The sequence below is a fragment of the Phytobacter sp. MRY16-398 genome, from assembly GCF_003925915.1.
Taxonomy (GTDB): domain Bacteria; phylum Pseudomonadota; class Gammaproteobacteria; order Enterobacterales; family Enterobacteriaceae; genus Phytobacter; species Phytobacter diazotrophicus.
In genome coordinates this window covers 1-18736 of record NZ_AP018758.1, presented here as the reverse complement: position 1 = coordinate 18736, position 18736 = coordinate 1, and the positions used below count along the sequence as shown (strand labels likewise).

The 18736-nt window shown below is 53.5% G+C and carries 18 protein-coding genes and 3 pseudogenes; 5 read left to right on the top strand and 16 right to left on the bottom strand.

The genetic code is table 11. The annotated features are described in order from the left end of the window. Window positions 1–4: 4 nt before the first annotated feature. On the top strand, window positions 5–409 hold the full coding sequence (locus MRY16398_RS30265) for an ArsA-related P-loop ATPase (protein ID WP_004118313.1): 405 nt from the start codon (window positions 5–7) through the stop codon (window positions 407–409). Window positions 410–439: 30 nt separating this feature from the next. Here the strand turns inward: MRY16398_RS30265 and arsC are convergent, their stop codons facing one another. Genes arsC through arsR form a run of 5 tightly spaced genes read right to left on the bottom strand, consistent with a single transcriptional unit; the run spans window position 440 to window position 4748 of the window. After that, a complete protein-coding gene (arsC, locus tag MRY16398_RS30260) occupies window positions 440–865 on the bottom strand; it encodes a glutaredoxin-dependent arsenate reductase (protein WP_000065758.1) in 426 nt (141 codons plus the stop codon). Window positions 866–877: 12 nt separating this feature from the next. Further along, complete coding sequence (gene arsB, locus MRY16398_RS30255; RefSeq protein WP_000922630.1) at window positions 878–2167, bottom strand: arsenite efflux transporter membrane subunit ArsB; 1290 nt, start codon at window positions 2165–2167, stop codon at window positions 878–880. Between the two features lie 48 nt (window positions 2168–2215). Beyond that, window positions 2216–3967 carry an arsenite efflux transporter ATPase subunit ArsA gene (gene arsA / locus MRY16398_RS30250; RefSeq protein WP_001556710.1) on the bottom strand — a complete coding sequence of 584 codons (1752 nt, stop codon included), beginning with the start codon at window positions 3965–3967 and terminating at the stop codon, window positions 2216–2218. Between the two features lie 17 nt (window positions 3968–3984). Then, window positions 3985–4347, bottom strand: a complete 363-nt coding sequence (arsD, locus tag MRY16398_RS30245; RefSeq protein WP_000783215.1) for an arsenite efflux transporter metallochaperone ArsD — start codon at window positions 4345–4347, stop codon at window positions 3985–3987. 47 nt (window positions 4348–4394) lie between these two features. Then, window positions 4395–4748: an As(III)-sensing metalloregulatory transcriptional repressor ArsR gene (arsR, locus tag MRY16398_RS30240; protein ID WP_001114073.1), complete on the bottom strand. Its 354-nt coding sequence runs from the start codon at window positions 4746–4748 to the stop codon at window positions 4395–4397. 260 nt (window positions 4749–5008) lie between these two features. On the opposite strand from arsR, the pseudogene MRY16398_RS30235 reads away from it, so the two are divergent. Beyond that, window positions 5009–5431, top strand: a pseudogene (locus MRY16398_RS30235) (DNA cytosine methyltransferase); the annotation flags it as partial. Between the two features lie 33 nt (window positions 5432–5464). Here the strand turns inward: MRY16398_RS30235 and MRY16398_RS30230 are convergent. Further along, entirely contained in the window at window positions 5465–6673 is a 1209-nt protein-coding gene (locus MRY16398_RS30230) for a type II site-specific deoxyribonuclease (RefSeq protein WP_001749969.1), read from the bottom strand. A 61-nt stretch (window positions 6674–6734) separates the two neighbouring features. Here MRY16398_RS30230 and MRY16398_RS30785 point away from each other — a divergent pair. Continuing rightward, window positions 6735–6800, top strand: a pseudogene (locus MRY16398_RS30785) (EAL domain-containing protein); the annotation flags it as partial. 139 nt (window positions 6801–6939) lie between these two features. Here MRY16398_RS30785 and MRY16398_RS30215 read toward each other — a convergent pair. The 9 genes and pseudogenes from MRY16398_RS30215 to aac(6')-Ib form a co-directional block, all read right to left on the bottom strand. Next, window positions 6940–7704: an IS6-like element IS6100 family transposase gene (locus MRY16398_RS30215; RefSeq protein WP_001389365.1), complete on the bottom strand. Its 765-nt coding sequence runs from the start codon at window positions 7702–7704 to the stop codon at window positions 6940–6942. Window positions 7705–7821: 117 nt separating this feature from the next. Continuing rightward, window positions 7822–7890: pseudogene (locus tag MRY16398_RS30780) on the bottom strand (EAL domain-containing protein); the annotation flags it as partial. A 320-nt stretch (window positions 7891–8210) separates the two neighbouring features. After that, entirely contained in the window at window positions 8211–8711 is a 501-nt protein-coding gene (locus tag MRY16398_RS30205; RefSeq protein WP_000376623.1) for a GNAT family N-acetyltransferase, read from the bottom strand. A 127-nt stretch (window positions 8712–8838) separates the two neighbouring features. Beyond that, window positions 8839–9678, bottom strand: coding sequence for a sulfonamide-resistant dihydropteroate synthase Sul1 (sul1, locus tag MRY16398_RS30195; protein WP_000259031.1), 840 nt, complete (start codon window positions 9676–9678; stop codon window positions 8839–8841). Further along, entirely contained in the window at window positions 9672–10019 is a 348-nt protein-coding gene (locus MRY16398_RS30190) for a quaternary ammonium compound efflux SMR transporter QacE delta 1 (RefSeq protein ID WP_000679427.1), read from the bottom strand. Before MRY16398_RS30190 ends, sul1 begins: the two co-directional genes overlap by 7 nt. Before the next feature lie 369 nt (window positions 10020–10388). After that, complete coding sequence (locus MRY16398_RS30185) at window positions 10389–11504, bottom strand: IS91 family transposase (protein WP_032492616.1); 1116 nt, start codon at window positions 11502–11504, stop codon at window positions 10389–10391. Window positions 11505–11644: 140 nt separating this feature from the next. Then, on the bottom strand, window positions 11645–12436 hold the full coding sequence (locus tag MRY16398_RS30180) for an ANT(3'')-Ia family aminoglycoside nucleotidyltransferase AadA2 (protein ID WP_001261740.1): 792 nt from the start codon (window positions 12434–12436) through the stop codon (window positions 11645–11647). 132 nt (window positions 12437–12568) lie between these two features. After that, complete coding sequence (locus MRY16398_RS30175) at window positions 12569–13309, bottom strand: subclass B1 metallo-beta-lactamase IMP-6 (RefSeq protein WP_032492096.1); 741 nt, start codon at window positions 13307–13309, stop codon at window positions 12569–12571. 76 nt (window positions 13310–13385) lie between these two features. After that, the gene (gene aac(6')-Ib, locus MRY16398_RS30170) at window positions 13386–13940 is read right to left on the bottom strand and encodes an AAC(6')-Ib family aminoglycoside 6'-N-acetyltransferase (RefSeq protein ID WP_012695458.1); all 555 of its coding nucleotides are present in this window, start codon (window positions 13938–13940) and stop codon (window positions 13386–13388) included. A gap of 167 nt (window positions 13941–14107) precedes the next feature. Between aac(6')-Ib and intI1 the strand changes: the two genes are divergently transcribed. Continuing rightward, window positions 14108–15121, top strand: coding sequence for a class 1 integron integrase IntI1 (intI1, locus tag MRY16398_RS30165; protein WP_000845048.1), 1014 nt, complete (start codon window positions 14108–14110; stop codon window positions 15119–15121). Window positions 15122–15513: 392 nt separating this feature from the next. Beyond that, window positions 15514–16083, top strand: a complete 570-nt coding sequence (locus tag MRY16398_RS30155; protein ID WP_001749988.1) for a recombinase family protein — start codon at window positions 15514–15516, stop codon at window positions 16081–16083. A gap of 1733 nt (window positions 16084–17816) precedes the next feature. On the opposite strand, the gene MRY16398_RS30145 is transcribed toward MRY16398_RS30155, so the two are convergent. Continuing rightward, window positions 17817–18536: a replication initiation protein gene (locus MRY16398_RS30145; protein ID WP_001749982.1), complete on the bottom strand. Its 720-nt coding sequence runs from the start codon at window positions 18534–18536 to the stop codon at window positions 17817–17819. Window positions 18537–18736: the final 200 nt, after the last annotated feature.

Sequence of the window (18736 nt, the reverse complement as noted above, 5' to 3'; positions counted from 1 at the left end):
GAACATGAGTGATGTAAAGGCATTCAACAATTGCATGAGTGTGTTCTGGCGACAGCATGAAGCCGAATTCTCTCGCTTTCTGACATCGAAGACAGGTGATAGCGAAAAAGCAGCAGACCCGGAGAAGACGAAGGTGATTATCGTGACGCTTGCCGAAACGACACCTGTACTGGAAGCCGCTAACCTGCAGCAGGATCTACGCCGAGCTGGCATCGAGCCGTGGGCATGGGTCGTTAATAACAGCCTGGCAGCTGCTCAACCGTCTTCGCCTTTCCTGAAGATCAGGGCGAACCGCGAGCTGCCTCTCATCTCTGATGTGGAAGAGCAGTATGCAAAGCGTATTGCATTAACAGCGCTACAGAGCGAAGAGCCGGTTGGTATTGACCTGCTGGAAGAAATGGCGAAGTAATAATGAAGGGGGCAAATGCCCCCTTCGTCTTTATTTCAGTCTTTTACCTGAATCATCAACGACTTTTTCACCGTCTTCCTTGGTGAAAGCCGCTTTCTGGGCATCTGGAAGGATATCGAGAACAACCTCTGAAGGACGGCAAAGTTTAGTTCCCAGTGGCGTCACTACGATCGGACGGTTGATCAGAATCGGATGCTGTAGCATAAAGTCGATGAGCTGGTCGTCAGTAAATTTATCTTCTGCAAGACCCAGTTCCTCATACGGCTCGACGTTCTTACGCAGCAAAGCCCGGACGGAAATGCCCATATCCGCAATGAGTTTGAGCAGCTCATCGCGTGAAGGTGGAGTCTCAAGGTAAAGAATAACGGTCGGCTCGATACCGCTGTTGCGGATCATCTCCAGCGTATTACGCGACGTGCCGCAGGCTGGGTTGTGATAAATGGTGATGTTGCTCATATCAGTATCTCATTACAAAGTGAAAGAGAGACGTAGCGCCAGCGCGGCCAGCGTTACAAACAGCACAGGCAGAGTCATGACGATCCCGGTGCGGAAATAGTATCCCCATGTGATGGTCATGTTCTTCTGTGAAAGGACATGCAGCCAGAGCAACGTTGCCAGGCTACCAATAGGTGTAATTTTCGGTCCAAGATCGCAGCCAATCACGTTGGCAAAAATCATCGCCTCTTTGATAACGCCTGTTGCAGTGCTGCCATCAATAGAGAGAGCACCAACCAGCACGGTAGGCATATTGTTCATGATGGAAGAGAGGAAAGCCGTCAGGAAGCCAGTACCAAACGTCGCGGCCCAAAGTCCTTTATCTGCCAGCACGTTCAACACACCGGAGAGGTATTCTGTTAGTCCGGCATTACGCAGACCATAGACCACCAGATACATTCCCAGAGAGAATATGACGATCTGCCATGGCGCACCGCGAAGCACTTTGCCAGTGTTAATGGCATGGCCTCGCTTCGCCACCGCAAACAGAATGACAGCCCCTACAGCAGCAATCGCACTGACCGGGATACCCAACGGCTCAAGGACGAAAAAGCCAACCAGAAGAAGGATCAACACTATCCAGCCGGTTCTGAAGGTTGCCAGATCTTTAATCGCTTTTGCCGGTGCTTTCAGGAGAGCCAGGTCGTAAGTTGGCGGAATATCTTTGCGGAAGAACAGATGCAGCATCACCAGCGTGGCGATAATGGCTGCGATATCCACCGGCACCATTACCGACGCATACTCAGTGAAACCCAGCCCAAAGAAGTCTGCAGAAACGATGTTAACCAGGTTGGACACGATAAGCGGCAGACTGGCCGTATCGGCAATAAACCCGGCGGCCATGACAAATGCCAGCGTAGTGCCTTTGCTGAAACCTAATGCAAGCAGCATGGCGATAACAATTGGCGTCAGAATCAATGCCGCACCATCGTTGGCAAACAGTGCCGCCACCGCTGCGCCGAGCAAAACGATATAGGTAAACAGCAAACGCCCGCGACCGTTACCCCAACGTGAAACGTGCAGCGCCGCCCATTCGAAAAAGCCCGATTCATCGAGCAGAAGGCTGATAATAATCACGGCAATAAAGGTCGCCGTCGCATTCCAGACAATATTCCACACTACAGGGATATCACCAAAATGGACTACGCCAGAGATCAGCGCCAGTACCGCGCCCAGCGTCGCACTCCAGCCGATCCCTAATCCCTTCGGTTGCCAGATAACCAAAACGATGGTCAGGACAAAAATAGCGCCTGCCAGTAACATAAATCCTCCAGACAGGACGGCTTTGCCGCCCTGTATATACAAAAAAAATTAAACAACCAGCTCTCTGAGTTTCTCGATGCCAGTGGGCTCTGCAGCCATTACCGGTACTAACGCTATGCGGCTTGCATGCTGGTTTTTCACAACCTCGATTTGAGGACGCTCTTGTAGGGCGCGCTGGCAAAGCAGCGGCGATTGCGTCTGTGCAATCGAAAGGCTGTTATTGATAATCCAGCCCCAGGGATGAATCCCCGCACGTTCAAGATCGGACTGCAGGTTTGCCGCTTCCAGTACAGGTGTGGTTTCAGGCAGAGTGACCAGCAAAACTTTGGTACGTTCCTGGTCCTGAAGCTGCATCATCGGAGTGGTAAAATGACCTTTATCCCCCATCTTCCTGGCAATCTCACGGTGATAAGCCCCGGTAGCATCAAGCAGTAATAGCGTATGCCCGGTAGGTGCCGTATCCATGACCACAAACCGTTTGCCAGCTTCACGAATTACGCGTGAAAACGCCTGGAACACCGCAATCTCTTCTGTGCAAGGAGAACGTAAATCCTCTTCGAGCAGCCGTTTCCCAGCCTCATCCAGATCCCTGCCTTTCGTCTCAAGAACATGCTGACGATAGCGTTCAGTTTCATCGTGAGGGTTGATTCGGCTGACCTGCAGATTTTTGAGGCTGCCATTGAGCGTTGTACTGAGATGTGCAGCAGGATCTGAGGTGGTGAGATGCACATCAAAACCCTTATCCGCCAGACTGACGGCGATAGCCGCAGCCATTGTGGTTTTGCCCACACCACCTTTGCCCATCAGCATAATCAAACCGTGTTCACTGCGGGCGATATCATCAACCAGGACAGACAACGACATATTCTCTGGCTTGTTCTGTGGGCTTTGTTCAGGAAGCGATGTTATCTCAGCGTGTTCGTTGAGCAGGCCTTTCAATGCGGATACACCAACCATGTTCAGCGGCTGCAGGTATAAGTTGTCTGTCGGCAAATCAGATAACCCGGCAGGAAGATTTGCCAGCGCCTCTTGCTCCCGTTGCCATATTGCAGCGGCCAGTGCATCACGTTCTGCTTCGCTCGCAGGCAGGACACCGTTAATGACTAAATACTGATTTTTAAGGCCAATAGCTGATAATTCGTCATGAGTACGAGCGACTTCCTGCAGTGTTGATTTTTGCAATCGCGCGACCAGCACAAGGCGAGTTCGTTCAGGATCGGATAATGCCTCAACCGCATGAGCATATTGCTCGCGTTGTTTTTCCAGCCCAGCCATTGGACCAAGACAGGAAGCACCATCCGGGTTACTTTCGATGAAGCTGCTCCAGGCTCCGGGAAGCTGAAGAAGGCGAATAGTGTGGCCAGTTGGGGCAGTATCAAAAATGATGTGATCAAAGCGGGTCAGCAGAGAAGCGTCAGTCAGTAAGCCAGTAAACTCGTCGAATGCAGCGATCTCTGTCGTACAAGCTCCTGAAAGCTGTTCACTGATGCTGTTAACAACGTCATCAGGCAAAAGACCTTTAATAGGGTCAACGATTCTGGCGCGGTATTGCTGGGCGGCGTCCTGCGGGTCAATCTCCAGAGCCGAAAGACCAGACACAGCAGTCACGGGCTGGATAGTGTTACCGATAGTCTGATCGAATACCTGACCGACATTGGAAGCCGGGTCGGTACTGACAAGCAGAACACGCTTTCCCAGTTCAGCCAGACGTATAGCCGTTGCGCAGGAAATCGAAGTTTTGCCTACACCTCCCTTACCGGTGAAAAACAGGTAAGACGGGATATTCTCTAAGAATTTCATATGTCCTCCTGACATACTCAACAACAGGAAGTTTTACCACCACAGCAACTGGTGGAAGCTAAACCCACCTTTTCCAGCGGTATACCAAACCAGCGAGCCAGTTCAGCGCGTTTTGGGTATCGCCCGGCCATCACCGTTTCACCATCAAGCAACAGCAGCGGAAGCCCTTCAGCTCCAGAAGCCTCAAGGAATGCTTTCGCTTTTTCGTTCTCAACGAAGCTCATAGGCTGCTGCGCCAGGTTATAACGTTCGATCTGAACCCCACGCCCTTTCAGCCATTGCACATCAGCAGAAAAATTGACCAAAACCTGATCGACATCTGAACCACAAACGCCGGTACTGCAGCACATCGCCGGATCAAACACCGTTAACATTTTCATCTTTAACACCTCATATTCGTAAAAACATATATGTACAGGCAAAATTTTTAGATACAAACAGCCTTACCGCTGCCAGAGCAGTTGGCCGATGCCAGCTTACGGGCGATGGCCTGTACGTCGTCCTGTTGACTTAACCAGGCCTGCTCAATCACCAGGGCAGCCCAGGAAGGAATATGCGGGGATAAGCGATAATGAACCCATTTCCCCTGCTTGCGATCCAGCAACAGGCCACTTTCCCGAAGCATCGCCAGATGGCGGGAGGTCTTGGGTTGTGATTGTTCCAGCGCTGTGCAGAGATCGCATACGCACAGCTCCCCCATCTCCCTGAGCAGTAGCACGATACCCAGGCGGGTTTCATCAGATAGTATTTTGAAAAGTTGTAGGGATGCAATTTCTGGCATTATGTACTCCTGCTATGAATGGGTATTGTCTCTCCACCAAAACAAGAAGTCAAAATCATATGTGTTTTCTCGCATGTGAGTGCAGGTGTCACTATGCGGTTGAAAAACGACCTGATGTGCGATCGTTACGTTAGTTGGGTAGGTAAAAAAGTCATTTGAGGCTAAAACATTGCTTAGTGCGGGCTTTCAGTTCATAGAGAAGAATGAATAATATCAATTATAACAATTGGTTATTTCCTTAGCGTACGTTTTCGTTCCATTGGCCCTCAGACCCCAACTACGCCAAAAAGCACGCAGCTAAGGGTAACGGATTCGGTTTTGGCCTCGTTAATCCTGAAAATAAAGAAAGCATTGCCCGTACGCTTTCTGCTCGCTATCACAAAGACGGGTCTGAAATTCTGATAGACCGTGGCTGGGATATGGCCACAGGTGAAACAGACTTCGCGAACGAAGAAAATCAGGCGCATCGGCCCCGCAGGCTGACTCCGCGAGAGTGCGCGCGCCTTATGGGTTTTGAAAAAGTAGATGGCAGGCCTTTTCGCATTCCTGTGTCAGACACTCAGTCGTACAGGCAGTTCGGTAACTCCGTAGTGGTGCCCGTGTTTGAAGCCGTAGCCAAACTGCTTGAACCTTATATCCTGAAAGCGGTTAATGCCGATTCGTGCAAGGTTGAACGAATCTGATCGCTCCTCCCGGTATTTATGCCGGGAGATAATCTATGGAATATCTGCGTAAAGCCCTGTCAGCTCAGCAATAAACGCACCTAGCGTCATTAGCTCAGCTCTCACCGCCTCCGGGTATTTTTTGTGCAGAGATGATGGCACGACCAATCTGACACCCGACTCCCGCATCTCCCGATATTGAGCCAGAGAAACTCCCTCCTGGAGTGTAAACAGATGCACCTGATGAATTTTATCGGCCTCATTCAGTATCTGACGCCAGCGATCCTTACAGGTAGTCTTGACTGCCAGCATGCGCAGATTTTCTACGGGAAACTCAGTATCGTGGTAAGCCCCTGCGGAAGGGAAAAGGAAATCGGGTTTTTTATTACCTTCTGTGATGGCCTGCGTCGCAAAGTGTCGCAGGCCGTGCTCAATGAATAGATGCTCCAGGTGCAGTTCCAGCGACTTCCCGGCTCTGGATTTACGGCGATTGCTGACAGAATTGGCCAGCGCAATAAATTCATCCACAGAGCCAAATCCTTTCCGGATGATATCCAGAACATGCAGTTCCTCAACCAATAGAAATATGTCGTACTCCACGCGCCGGCGGTCAAGAAGTTGCTCATCCGGATCAAGGGAATTTTTCACATAATGGCTGGCTGCATACTGAATAATTTCACTTCCCGACGGAAAGCGCAGGTGCCAGTCTTCAGGTAGAATATATTTATGATTTACTGGCGCTTGCTGTAGAGATAGTCCGCCTAGAATCTGTCCTGCGGGGCCGGATATAAGCGCTCCGGGTATAACTTCACCAATAGCGGTCTCAATGACGTCCTCTTCATCAGTGCTGGCGCATACCCAAATATTTACTTCCTTACAGTCCCCCCCTTGCTCATCAAGCTTGAAAGCCAGGAGCGTCAGAGCCCCTGTATTTTCAGGATCCTGAAGTGGGCTGCCTCTACCCCAGCGGGTAATCCTTTTTTCATTCCGGGTTTTACCAAAATGACGGCTGTTATAATAAATTGCCCTGGCTTCGCTGTCAGGGCAATCATGCGATGACACATGTGCGGTGAGAAAAACCGAAGGGTTCAGTTCACGGGTATGGTTGATAGACGGAAAGAGTTTTTCAACGATACCTGAAGGGATATAAAGCCCTACCTGGTGACCACCTGTTGCGCCGGTATCGTTGGCGGAAAGGCGTTTGATGTAGACGAAGTAATTCTCACATGCGATCTCAAGTAGCCAGTTGTGGAAAACCGACATAAGCATCCCCTGTTACCCTGAAACTCTACTCACCATTTTTTCATGATTATATACAAACAGTGTCATTTTCAGAAGACGACTGCACCAGTTGATTGGGCGTAATGGCTGTTGTGCAGCCAGCTCCTGACAGTTCAATATCAGAAGTGATCTGCACCAATCTCGACTATGCTCAATACTCGTGTGCACCAAAGCGAGGTGAGCATGGCGACGGAGGCTCTGTTGCAAAGATTGGCGGCAGTCAGAGGTAGGCTGTCGCTCTGCGCCGATCAGGCGGCTGCTGCGAAATGGTGGTTGAGCATGCCCATGGCCTCCGTCAGCGCCGAGGGCCCAATGCCAAAAGCTCTCTCCACAAGGCGCACCTCGCCCCTGATGCCGGGCTGCAGGCACCAGGGGCGAGCCTGTCCTTTGCGCAGGGCTCGCATGACTTCGAATCCCTTGATCGTGGCATAGGCCGTGGGGATCGATTTGAAACCGCGCACCGGCTTGATCAGTATCTTGAGCTTTCCGTGATCGGCCTCGATCACGTTATTGAGATACTTCACCTGCCGGTGGGCCGTCTCCCGGTCCAGCTTTCCTTCGCGCTTCAATTCGGTGATCGCTGCACCATAGCTCGGCGCTTTGTCGGTATTGAGCGTGGCAGGCTTTTCCCAGTGCTTCAGGCCTCGCAGGGCCTTGCCCAGGAACCGCTTCGCTGCCTTGGCGCTGCGGGTCGGCGACAGGTAGAAATCGATCGTGTCGCCCCGCTTGTCGACTGCCCGGTACAGGTAGGTCCACTTGCCCCGCACCTTGACGTAGGTTTCATCCAGGCGCCAGCTCGGATCAAAGCCACGCCGCCAGAACCAGCGCAGCCGCTTCTCCATCTCCGGGGCGTAGCACTGGACCCAGCGATAGATCGTCGTATGGTCGACCGAAATGCCGCGTTCCGCCAGCATTTCCTCAAGGTCGCGATAGCTGATCGGATAGCGACAATACCAGCGCACCGCCCACAGGATCACATCACCCTGGAAATGGCGCCACTTGAAATCCGTCATCGTTCCGTCCGTCCAATCTCCGCCAAGCATGCTCAAGCTTCACGATTTTTGCAACAGAGCCCACACGAGTATTGAGCATAGTCGAGATTGGTGCAGATCACTTCTGATATTGAACTGTCAGGAGCTGGCTGCACAACAGCCATTACGCCCAATCAACTGGTGCAGTCGTCTTCTGAAAATGACATTTGGTATCTCTCATAAACGGATGTTTTTGAGAGAACTATCTTCGGCCTTCACACGCACGAAAGGCGGCGAAGCTCCGCCGTTAATCCGTCCGCCGGAGATCTCGCCCAGGCAGGCTGAAGGCCGAGCAAGCCTGACAGGCCCGAAAAGCCCGGCACGGGCGTCGGCGGCGATGACGGCGGCGGCATTATCCAGGGTTGATGATGGAAGTGGAGGATATCGACAACCTCTCGCGCAACCAAGACATCGCGGTCGGACTGCAAGTGATCTTGAAGCCACGGGCCCGTCCCACCCCGACATGGACCTCGATGCCCGAACGGACGTTAGATTTCGAGTTCTAGGCGTTCTGCGATGAAGGTTGGATCCCAGCCGGGATTGAAAGTGTCGACGTGGGTGAATCCGAGCCGCTCGTATAGGCCACGCAGGTTCGGGTGGCAGTCGAGCCGCAGCTTGGCGCACCCCTGCGTTCGCGCGGCATGGCGGCAAGCCTCGATCAGCGCGGAGCTGACACCCCGGCCCGCATGTGTCCGTCGCACCGCGAGCTTGTGCAGATATGCGGCCTCCCCCTTGAGGGCGTCGGGCCAGAACTCGGGATCCTCGGCCGACAAGGTGCAACAGCCGACGATGCCGTCGCTGCAACTCGCGACTAGGAGCTCGGATCTCAGGACGAAGGTCTCCGCGAATGTCCGGTCGATCCGCGCGACGTCCCAGGCGGGCGTTCCCTTGGCGGACATCCACGCCGCAGCGTCGTGCATCAGCCGCACAACCTCGTCGATATCACCCGAGCAGGCGACCCGAACGTTCGGAGGCTCCTCGCTGTCCATTCGCTCCCCTGGCGCGGTATGAACCGCCGCCTCATAGTGCAGTTTGATCCTGACGAGCCCAGCATGTCTGCGCCCACCTTCGCGGAACCTGACCAGGGTCCGCTAGCGGGCGGCCGGAAGGTGAATGCTAGGCATGATCTAACCCTCGGTCTCTGGCGTCGCGACTGCGAAATTTCGCGAGGGTTTCCGAGAAGGTGATTGCGCTTCGCAGATCTCCAGGCGCGTGGGTGCGGACGTAGTCAGCGCCATTGCCGATCGCGTGAAGTTCCGCCGCAAGGCTCGCTGGACCCAGATCCTTTACAGGAAGGCCAACGGTGGCGCCCAAGAAGGATTTCCGCGACACCGAGACCAATAGCGGAAGCCCCAACGCCGACTTCAGCTTTTGAAGGTTCGACAGCACGTGCAGCGATGTTTCCGGTGCGGGGCTCAAGAAAAATCCCATCCCCGGATCGAGGATGAGCCGGTCGGCAGCGACCCCGCTCCGTCGCAAGGCGGAAACCCGCGCCTCGAAGAACCGCACAATCTCGTCGAGCGCGTCTTCGGGTCGAAGGTGACCGGTGCGGGTGGCGATGCCATCCCGCTGCGCTGAGTGCATAACCACCAGCCTGCAGTCCGCCTCAGCAATATCGGGATAGAGCGCAGGGTCAGGAAATCCTTGGATATCGTTCAGGTAGCCCACGCCGCGCTTGAGCGCATAGCGCTGGGTTTCCGGTTGGAAGCTGTCGATTGAAACACGGTGCATCTGATCGGACAGGGCGTCTAAGAGCGGCGCAATACGTCTGATCTCATCGGCCGGCGATACAGGCCTCGCGTCCGGATGGCTGGCGGCCGGTCCGACATCCACGACGTCTGATCCGACTCGCAGCATTTCGATCGCCGCGGTGACAGCGCCGGCGGGGTCTAGCCGCCGGCTCTCATCGAAGAAGGAGTCCTCGGTGAGATTCAGAATGCCGAACACCGTCACCATGGCGTCGGCCTCCGCAGCGACTTCCACGATGGGGATCGGGCGAGCAAAAAGGCAGCAATTATGAGCCCCATACCTACAAAGCCCCACGCATCAAGCTTTTGCCCATGAAGCAACCAGGCAATGGCTGTAATTATGACGACGCCGAGTCCCGACCAGACTGCATAAGCAACACCGACAGGGATGGATTTCAGAACCAGAGAAAGAAAATAAAATGCGATGCCATAACCGATTATGACAACGGCGGAAGGGGCAAGCTTAGTAAAGCCCTCGCTAGATTTTAATGCGGATGTTGCGATTACTTCGCCAACTATTGCGATAACAAGAAAAAGCCAGCCTTTCATGATATATCTCCCAATTTGTGTAGGGCTTATTATGCACGCTTAAAAATAATAAAAGCAGACTTGACCTGATAGTTTGGCTGTGAGCAATTATGTGCTTAGTGCATCTAACGCTTAGATAATCAGCGAAGGTCCACTCAGCATTTTCTACTCTTCGTCGAGTGTGGAGACCTTTGACTGATTCATCGTATTGTTGAACTTCCGGACCCACTGGGGAAAAGCCTCGTGATTATCAGTCGCCAAACTCATGATTTATAATCGGATAGTAACAACCACTCACTATTATCACCACGCTTATTGTCATGAGTTGAGTCCTTTACCCACACTATATTGCTCCGCGTCGAGTACGGATTTTAAGTACCAGCCCAGTTATCATTTAAGCGGGGCCGCCGCTATTCGTTCTGTGACACCACATATTGGGCAAATTAATCTTATGCCTAGCTTATTTAGCATTGCTTGCCATGTTGGCAACTGGGCTGTAATAAACTGCGCTTGTTTACATTGTGCTCTTGCCACATTTAACTTTTCAACCACAGTTGGATGATATATCCCGTAGTAGCGAATAGTGGGTTTGCCTTTTAAGGGCAAGTGCTTCAATACCATACGCGTAAAATTTGGCAGGCTAACTTGCTGTCGTTCAGTCTTTTTGGTTTGGTGTGATTTATATTTAAACGTGATCATATTATTTTTCACGGCAATGAGCTGTTTGTTATTGATCGCACCGCCGCGCATATACCGAGCTAAATATTTAGCGACGCCCACACCGTGAGCATAAGGAGCACAGGCATAAACCTGCCAGTCTATTCGTCCTAGCTTATTGCTCAAGTTCATCAGTTCCGTTGTTTGCTGATCTGGTGGGAACGTCAGTGCGTTATTGGCTAACGCTTGTTTTGTAGCAGCCAAAAATTTGCCCCGGAATAGACGCCGCATGACTTTTACCGGAAACATTATCGCTCGCTTAGGACTGAGCCATTTTCCCGAATCGCTCACACCACCGTGGGTGATCAGGCAGTGAATATGCGGGTGTTCACTCAGATTTCTGCCCCATGTATGCAGGGCTAATAAGTAGCCAGGTTGGGCTCCTAAATGACCACCAGCACGACTGAGCTGCTTAAGCGTCTTCGACACCGCAAGATACATTTGCTCCTGAAACCATTCACGATTATATCGCCATAAACCCAGCAGTTCGTGCGGTACGGTGAAGATCCAATGGTGATGCTGCACATTCAATAGTCGCGCTGACCACTGCGCTAACCACCGCTCTTTCGCCGTATATTGGCACTGCGGACAGCCCCGATGCCGGCAGGAGTTATAAAAGACTCCGCAGAGATGACCGTTACTACAATATTGCCCATGGCTACCCATCGCTTCGGTACGACAACCGCTGATCGCCTGTGCCGCCTTGAGTTGATACAAGGGGATGTTAAGTGCGGGGGCTGCCTCAGCCAATTGCGCTCGAAACAGCTTTTGTAGTGTCAGTTTGTCCATCTAAAAAATATAGAACACCACTGTATATTTATCCAGCTACACTTGATGGTGAATTCACTTCCCCGAGCCTGCGAGGCAAGTTCAACGCCGGAGTTAAGCCGCCGCGCGTAGCGCGGTCGGCTTGAACGAATTGTTAGACATCATTTACCAACTGACTTGATGATCTCGCCTTTCACAAAGCGAATAAATTCTTCCAAGTGATCTGCGCGTGAGGCCAAGTGATCTTCTTTTTGTCCCAGATAAGCTTGCTTAGCTTCAAGTAAGACGGGCTGATACTGGGCAGGTAGGCGTTTTATTGCCCAGTCGGCAGCGACATCCTTCGGCGCGATTTTGCCGGTTATTGCGCTGTACCAAATGCGGGACAACGTAAGCACTACATTTCGCTCATCGCCGGCCCAGTCGGGCTGCGAGTTCCATAGCTTCAAGGTTTCCCTCAGCGCCTCGAATAGATCCTGTTCAGGAACCGGGTCAAAGAATTCCTCCGCTGCCGGACCTACCAAGGCAACGCTATGTTCTCTTGCTTTTGTAAGCAGGATAGCTAGATCAATGTCGATCATGGCTGGCTCGAAGATACCCGCAAGAATGTCATTGCGCTGCCATTCTCCAAATTGCAGCTCGCGCTTAGCCGGATAACGCCACGGGATGATGTCGTCATGCACGACAAGGGTGACTTCTATAGCGCGGAGCGTCTCGCTCTCGCCAGGGAAAGCCGAAGCCTCCATAAGGTCATTGAGCAATGCTCGCCGCGTCGTTTCATCAAGCTTTACGGCCACAGTAACCAACAAATCAATATCGCTGTATGGCTTCAGGCCGCCATCCACTGCGGAGCCGTACAAATGCACGGCCAGCAACGTTGATTCCAGATGGCGCTCAATGACGCTTAGCACCTCTGATAGTTGGTTCGAAATTTCGATGGTCACCGCTACCCTCATGATGTCTAACGCTAAGTTCAGCGGCAGTTTGTAAGTTGCGCGTTGTGGAATACTTTGCGAAGCAAACCACAAAAGCGCAACTTACAAACTGTCCAGCCACGTAGTGGCGTGCTGCAACGACTTGTTAGAAATTTAGTTGCTTGGTTTTGATGGTTTTTTACTTTCGTTTAACCCTTTAACCGCCTGCTCTAATGTAAGTTTCAAGAGTGATGCGTCTCCAACTTCACTGTGACCTGGAACAACCAGTTTTGCCTTACCATATTTGGACTTTAATAATTTGGCGGACTTTGGCCAAGCTTCTATATTTGCGTCACCCAAATTGCCTAAACCGTACGGTTTAATAAAACAACCACCGAATAATATTTTCCTTTCAGGCAACCAAACCACTACGTTATCTGGAGTGTGTCCCGGGCCTGGATAAAAAACTTCAATTTTATTTTTAACTAGCCAATAGTTAACTCCGCTAAATGAATTTGTGGCTTGAACCTTACCGTCTTTTTTAAGCAGTTCATTTGTTAATTCAGATGCATACGTGGGGATAGATCGAGAATTAAGCCACTCTATTCCGCCCGTGCTGTCGCTATGAAAATGAGAGGAAATGCTGCCTTTTATTTTATAGCCACGCTCCACAAACCAAGTGACTAACTTTTCAGTATCTTTAGCCGTAAATGGAGTGTCAATTAGGTAAGCCTCAGCATTTACAAGAACCACCAAACCATGTTTAGGAACAACGCCCCACCCGTTAACTTCTTCAAACGAAGTATGAACATAAACGCCTTCATCAAGCTTTTCAATTTTTAAATCTGGCAAAGACTCTGCTGCGGTAGCAATGCTGCAAAACAAAAATATAAAGAATACAGATAACTTGCTCATACTTTTCCTTTTCTAACGTTTGACATGAGGGGCGGCCAAGGGCGCCAGCCCTTGGACGTCCCCCTCGATGGAAGGGTTAGGCATCACTGCGTGTTCGCTCGAATGCCTGGCGTGTTTGAACCATGTACACGGCTGGACCATCTGGGGTGGTTACGGTACCTTGCCTCTCAAACCCCGCTTTCTCGTAGCATCGGATCGCTCGCAAGTTGCTCGGCGACGGGTCCGTTTGGATCTTGGTGACCTCGGGATCATTGAACAGCAACTCAACCAGAGCTCGAACCAGCTTGGTTCCCAAGCCTTTGCCCAGTTGTGATGCATTCGCCAGTGACTGGTCTATTCCGCGTACTCCTGGATCGGTTTCTTCTTCCCACCATCCGTCCCCGCTTCCAAGAGCAACGTACGACTGGGCATACCCAATCGGCTCTCCATTCAGCATTGCAATGTATGGAGTGACGGACTCTTGCGCTAAAACGCTTGGCAAGTACTGTTCCTGTACGTCAGCAAGTGTCGGGCGTGCTTCTTCTCCGCCCCACCACTCGACGATATGAGATCGATTTAGCCACTCATAGAGCATCGCAAGGTCATGCTCAGTCATGAGGCGCAGTGTGACGGAATCGGTGCTGTTGGTCACGATGCTGTACTTTGTGATGCCTAACTTTGTTTTAGGGCGACTGCCCTGCTGCCTGCTGCGTAACATCGTTGCTGCTCCATAACATCAAACATCGACCCACGGCGTAACGCGCTTGCTGCTTGGATGCCCGAGGCATAGACTGTACAAAAAAACAGTCATAACAAGCCATGAAAACCGCCACTGCGCCGTTACCACCGCTGCGTTCGGTCAAGGTTCTGGACCAGTTGCGTGAGCGCATACGCTACTTGCATTACAGTTTACGAACCGAACAGGCTTATGTCCACTGGGTTCGTGCCTTCATCCGTTTCCACGGTGTGCGTCACCCGGCAACCTTGGGCAGCAGCGAAGTCGAGGCATTTCTGTCCTGGCTGGCGAACGAGCGCAAGGTTTCGGTCTCCACGCATCGTCAGGCATTGGCGGCCTTGCTGTTCTTCTACGGCAAGGTGCTGTGCACGGATCTGCCCTGGCTTCAGGAGATCGGAAGACCTCGGCCGTCGCGGCGCTTGCCGGTGGTGCTGACCCCGGATGAAGTGGTTCGCATCCTCGGTTTTCTGGAAGGCGAGCATCGTTTGTTCGCCCAGCTTCTGTATGGAACGGGCATGCGGATCAGTGAGGGTTTGCAACTGCGGGTCAAGGATCTGGATTTCGATCACGGCACGATCATCGTGCGGGAGGGCAAGGGCTCCAAGGATCGGGCCTTGATGTTACCCGAGAGCTTGGCACCCAGCCTGCGCGAGCAGCTGTCGCGTGCACGGGCATGGTGGCTGAAGGACCAGGCCGAGGGCCGCAGCGGCGTTGCGCTTCCCGACGCCCTTGAGCGGAAGTATCCGCGCGCCGGGCATTCCTGGCCGTGGTTCTGGGTTTTTGCGCAGCACACGCATTCGACCGATCCACGGAGCGGTGTCGTGCGTCGCCATCACATGTATGACCAGACCTTTCAGCGCGCCTTCAAACGTGCCGTAGAACAAGCAGGCATCACGAAGCCCGCCACACCGCACACCCTCCGCCACTCGTTCGCGACGGCCTTGCTCCGCAGCGGTTACGACATTCGAACCGTGCAGGATCTGCTCGGCCATTCCGACGTCTCTACGACGATGATTTACACGCATGTGCTGAAAGTTGGCGGTGCCGGAGTGCGCTCACCGCTTGATGCGCTGCCGCCCCTCACTAGTGAGAGGTAGGGCAGCGCAAGTCAATCCTGGCGGATTCACTACCCCTGCGCGAAGGCCATCGGTGCCGCATCGAACGGCCGGTTGCGGAAAGTCCTCCCTGCGTCCGCTGATGGCCGGCAGCAGCCCGTCGTTGCCTGATGGATCCAACCCCTCCGCTGCTATAGTGCAGTCGGCTTCTGACGTTCAGTGCAGCCGTCTTCTGAAAACGACAAACAGCCAGAAAGGCTGTTACAGGCGATTTGATCTGCAACCTATTGGTTAAATTAATGTATCAAAAACGATGGTTTTTGTGACAGTCTTGAAAAGTCCTGACTTCTCCCGAAAAATGACTCCCCTCATGTAACAAAACTCGTTACTGTATCAACATAACAATAACCCCATAACTAATTAGCGAGAAAAGAATGAAAATCGGCTATGCACGTAAATCTACGCATCTTCAGGATGTGGCGCACCAGGTTGACGAACTAACAAAAGCTGGATGTGAGCAAATCTATCAGGATCAGACCTCACGTAGCGGCCCAAAGCGCGACAAAAAAGGTGCGCCGGAACTGGAGAACTGCCTGAAAGCATTGCGCGAGGGAGATACCCTAGTAGTTTGGGCACTAGATCGGCTCGGCGGTTCATTGGGTCAAGTCATTACTTTACTCGACGACCTGAAGAAACGCGGAATAACTTTCATAGCCATCAAGGACAGAATAGACACAAATGCGCCAGTTATAGGGGAAATCTATACTCATCTGATGGCGATATTCTCTAGCTTTGAACGCAACCGCAATATTGAAAGAACGCGCTCAGGCCTTGCAGCTGCACGCGCAAGGGGCCGTGTGGGAGGGAGAAAACCGTCACTTTCTGAAGAAGATGTTAAACAAATTAGAATCTTACTTGCTGATCCTGAAATGACAGTTGGTGCAGTTGCTAAGCGCTTCAACGTTTCTCGCATGACTATTTATCGCTACACCACAAAATCATGAATGACCGCAGCATGGCGGTTTTATTTTCTTATGCCGTCAGGGCATGGAAGGCGACCACGCCGGAGTTAAACGGGCACCGGCCGCAAATCGCCGGAAACCGCAATGCTGAACGTATCGCCCGACCCAGCCCCCTCCCTGCAAAGCCCTAATCCCGCTCACCGCCACACAGCTGCCGTATGTCCCCCACGGGGGTGCGCAGTGGGCGCCGCGCGCCTGCGCGCGGGAACGGCGGCCCGCCTTCGGGTCGCGGCGCCGTACTGCGAGTTAGCGGCCGCACGCGGCCGGTTACGGGGGACACTACGCCATACGACCAGCGACCCGCTGAGCTGCACAATCCACGGATAACACAAGCTACATACATGTCGATATGGGAATCCGCCCATCTTGCCGGGCGCCGCTGTCGTGTGGAAATCCGCCCACCTTACCGGGCGCCGGTGCCGTGTGGGAATCCACCCACCTTGCCGGGCGCCGGTGCTGTGTGGAAATCCGCCCACCTTGCCGGGCGCCGGTGCCGTGTGGGAATCCGCCCACCTTGCCGGGTGCCGGTGCCGTGTGGAAATCCGCCCACCTTGCCGGGCGCCGGTGCCGTGTGGGAATCCGCCCACCTTGCCGGGCGCCGGTGCTGTGTGGGAATCCGCCCACCTTGCCGGGCGCCGGTGCTGTGTGGGAATCCGCCCACCTTGCCGGGCGCCGGTGCCGTGTGGGAATCCGCCCACCTTGCCGGGCGCCGGTGCCGTGTGGGAATCCGCCCACCTTGCCGGGCGCCGGTGCCGTGTGGGAATCCCCCCACCTTGCCGGGCGCCGGTGCCGTGTGGAAATCCGCCCACCTTGCCGGGCGCCGGTGCTGTGTGGAAATCCGCCCACCCTTTCCGGGCGCCGGTGCCGTGTGGGAATCCGCCCACCTTGCCGGGCGCCGGTGCTGTGTGGAAATCCGCCCACCCTTTCCGGGCGCCGGAGCCGTGTGGGAATCCGCCCACCTTGCCGGGCGCCGGTGCCGTGTGGGAATCCGCCCACCTTGCCGGGCGCCGGTGCTGTGTGGAAATCCGCCCACCCTTTCCGGGCGCCGGAGCCGTGTGGGAATCCGCCCACCTTGCCGGGCGCCGGTGCCGTGTGGGAATCCGCCCACCTTGCCGGGCGCCGGAGCCGTGTGGGAATCCGCCCACCTTGCCGGGCGCCGGTGCCGTGTGGGAATCCGCCCACCTTGCCGGGCGCCGGTGCCGTGTGGAAATCCGCCCACCTTGCCGGGCGCCGGTGCTGTGTGGAAATCCGCCCACCCTTTCCGGGCGCCGGTGCCGTGTGGGAATCCGCCCACCTTGCCGGGCGCCGGTGCTGTGTGGAAATCCGCCCACCCTTTCCGGGCGCCGGAGCCGTGTGGGAATCCGCCCACCTTGCCGGGCGCCGGTGCCGTGTGGGAATCCGCCCACCTTGCCGGGCGCCGGTGCCGTGTGGGAATCCGCCCACCTTGCCGGGCGCCGGTGCCGTGTGGAAATCCGCCCACCTTGCCGGGCGCCGGTGCCGTGTGGGAATCCGCCCACCTTGCCGGGCGCCGGTGCCGTGTGGAAATCCGCCCACCTTGCCGGGCGCCGGTGCCGTGTGGGAATCCGCCCACCTTGCCGGGCGCCGGTGCCGTGTGGGAATCCGCCCACCTTGCCGGGCGCCGGTGCTGTGTGGAAATTCGCCCATCTTCATGACAAAAATTTGTCAAATGACAGGCTCATGTGTGCTGATTTATGTCAGACGGGATTTTGCTTATCAATTATTGAGAACAGAAATTTTCCTGAATCATCAATACTATACTTAGCAAGTAAAGGTGTTTTCTCATTTATCTGCTTGAGTGCAGGATCAAGGAAAGATCGTTTCAACTCTGCCAAGTTCTTCTGTTGGGATTCCGGCAAAAGGAAACGGTCATTTAACCAAGCATGAGTAGTAACCCATAAGCCTGAAGATTTGAATTGAGCAAGACTTTCATAAAGGCGGATCGTCCGTGGATTTCGAAGACTGCCACAATCGCGGAGCGAGTAGGTGGTGAACTGGTTCGTCAGGCCGTAAATGTACCGCAGGAGTTTATGGTTAAATTCGATTTCCCAGATACCACGAGCTGATCGGCTGCCAGCCTCTGTTAGCCAGGGGCGCGCGACGCAGTCAAAACTCCCTTCTTTCGGGTAAAAGATTACCGCAGAACGGCTTAACTCAAACACGCCTTCTTTAACATCCTTGATAGCCTGGTTACGGCTTACCTGAAAAATTTGCTCATAGTCAGCCACCTTTACTTTGAAAGTAGAGTCACCGAGTACAGCCATCTCATCATCATCTTCGCTTACTGAAGCTGTGAAATACGTCTGCATAAGACATAACCAGAGAACGCGCTTTGCTTTTAGCGAGAGGTAGTAAGCAGCTTCGGTAAGCTCGTTAGACTGCTTAACTTTTATCTTTTTGTTCAGCAACTTATCCATGAGCCTTGCCTTTGTGGGTTAAAAATTACTCTCCACACTACCACAAAGTTCAAACAAGTAAATACATTTTTTACAGTTTCGTCTAAGGTGGGCCAATTCCCATAACAAGGTGGGCTAATTCCCATAGTAAGGTGGGGTGTTTCCCATAGATAGGTGGGCCAATTCCCATAACAAGGTGGGCGGATTCCCAGAGATAACAC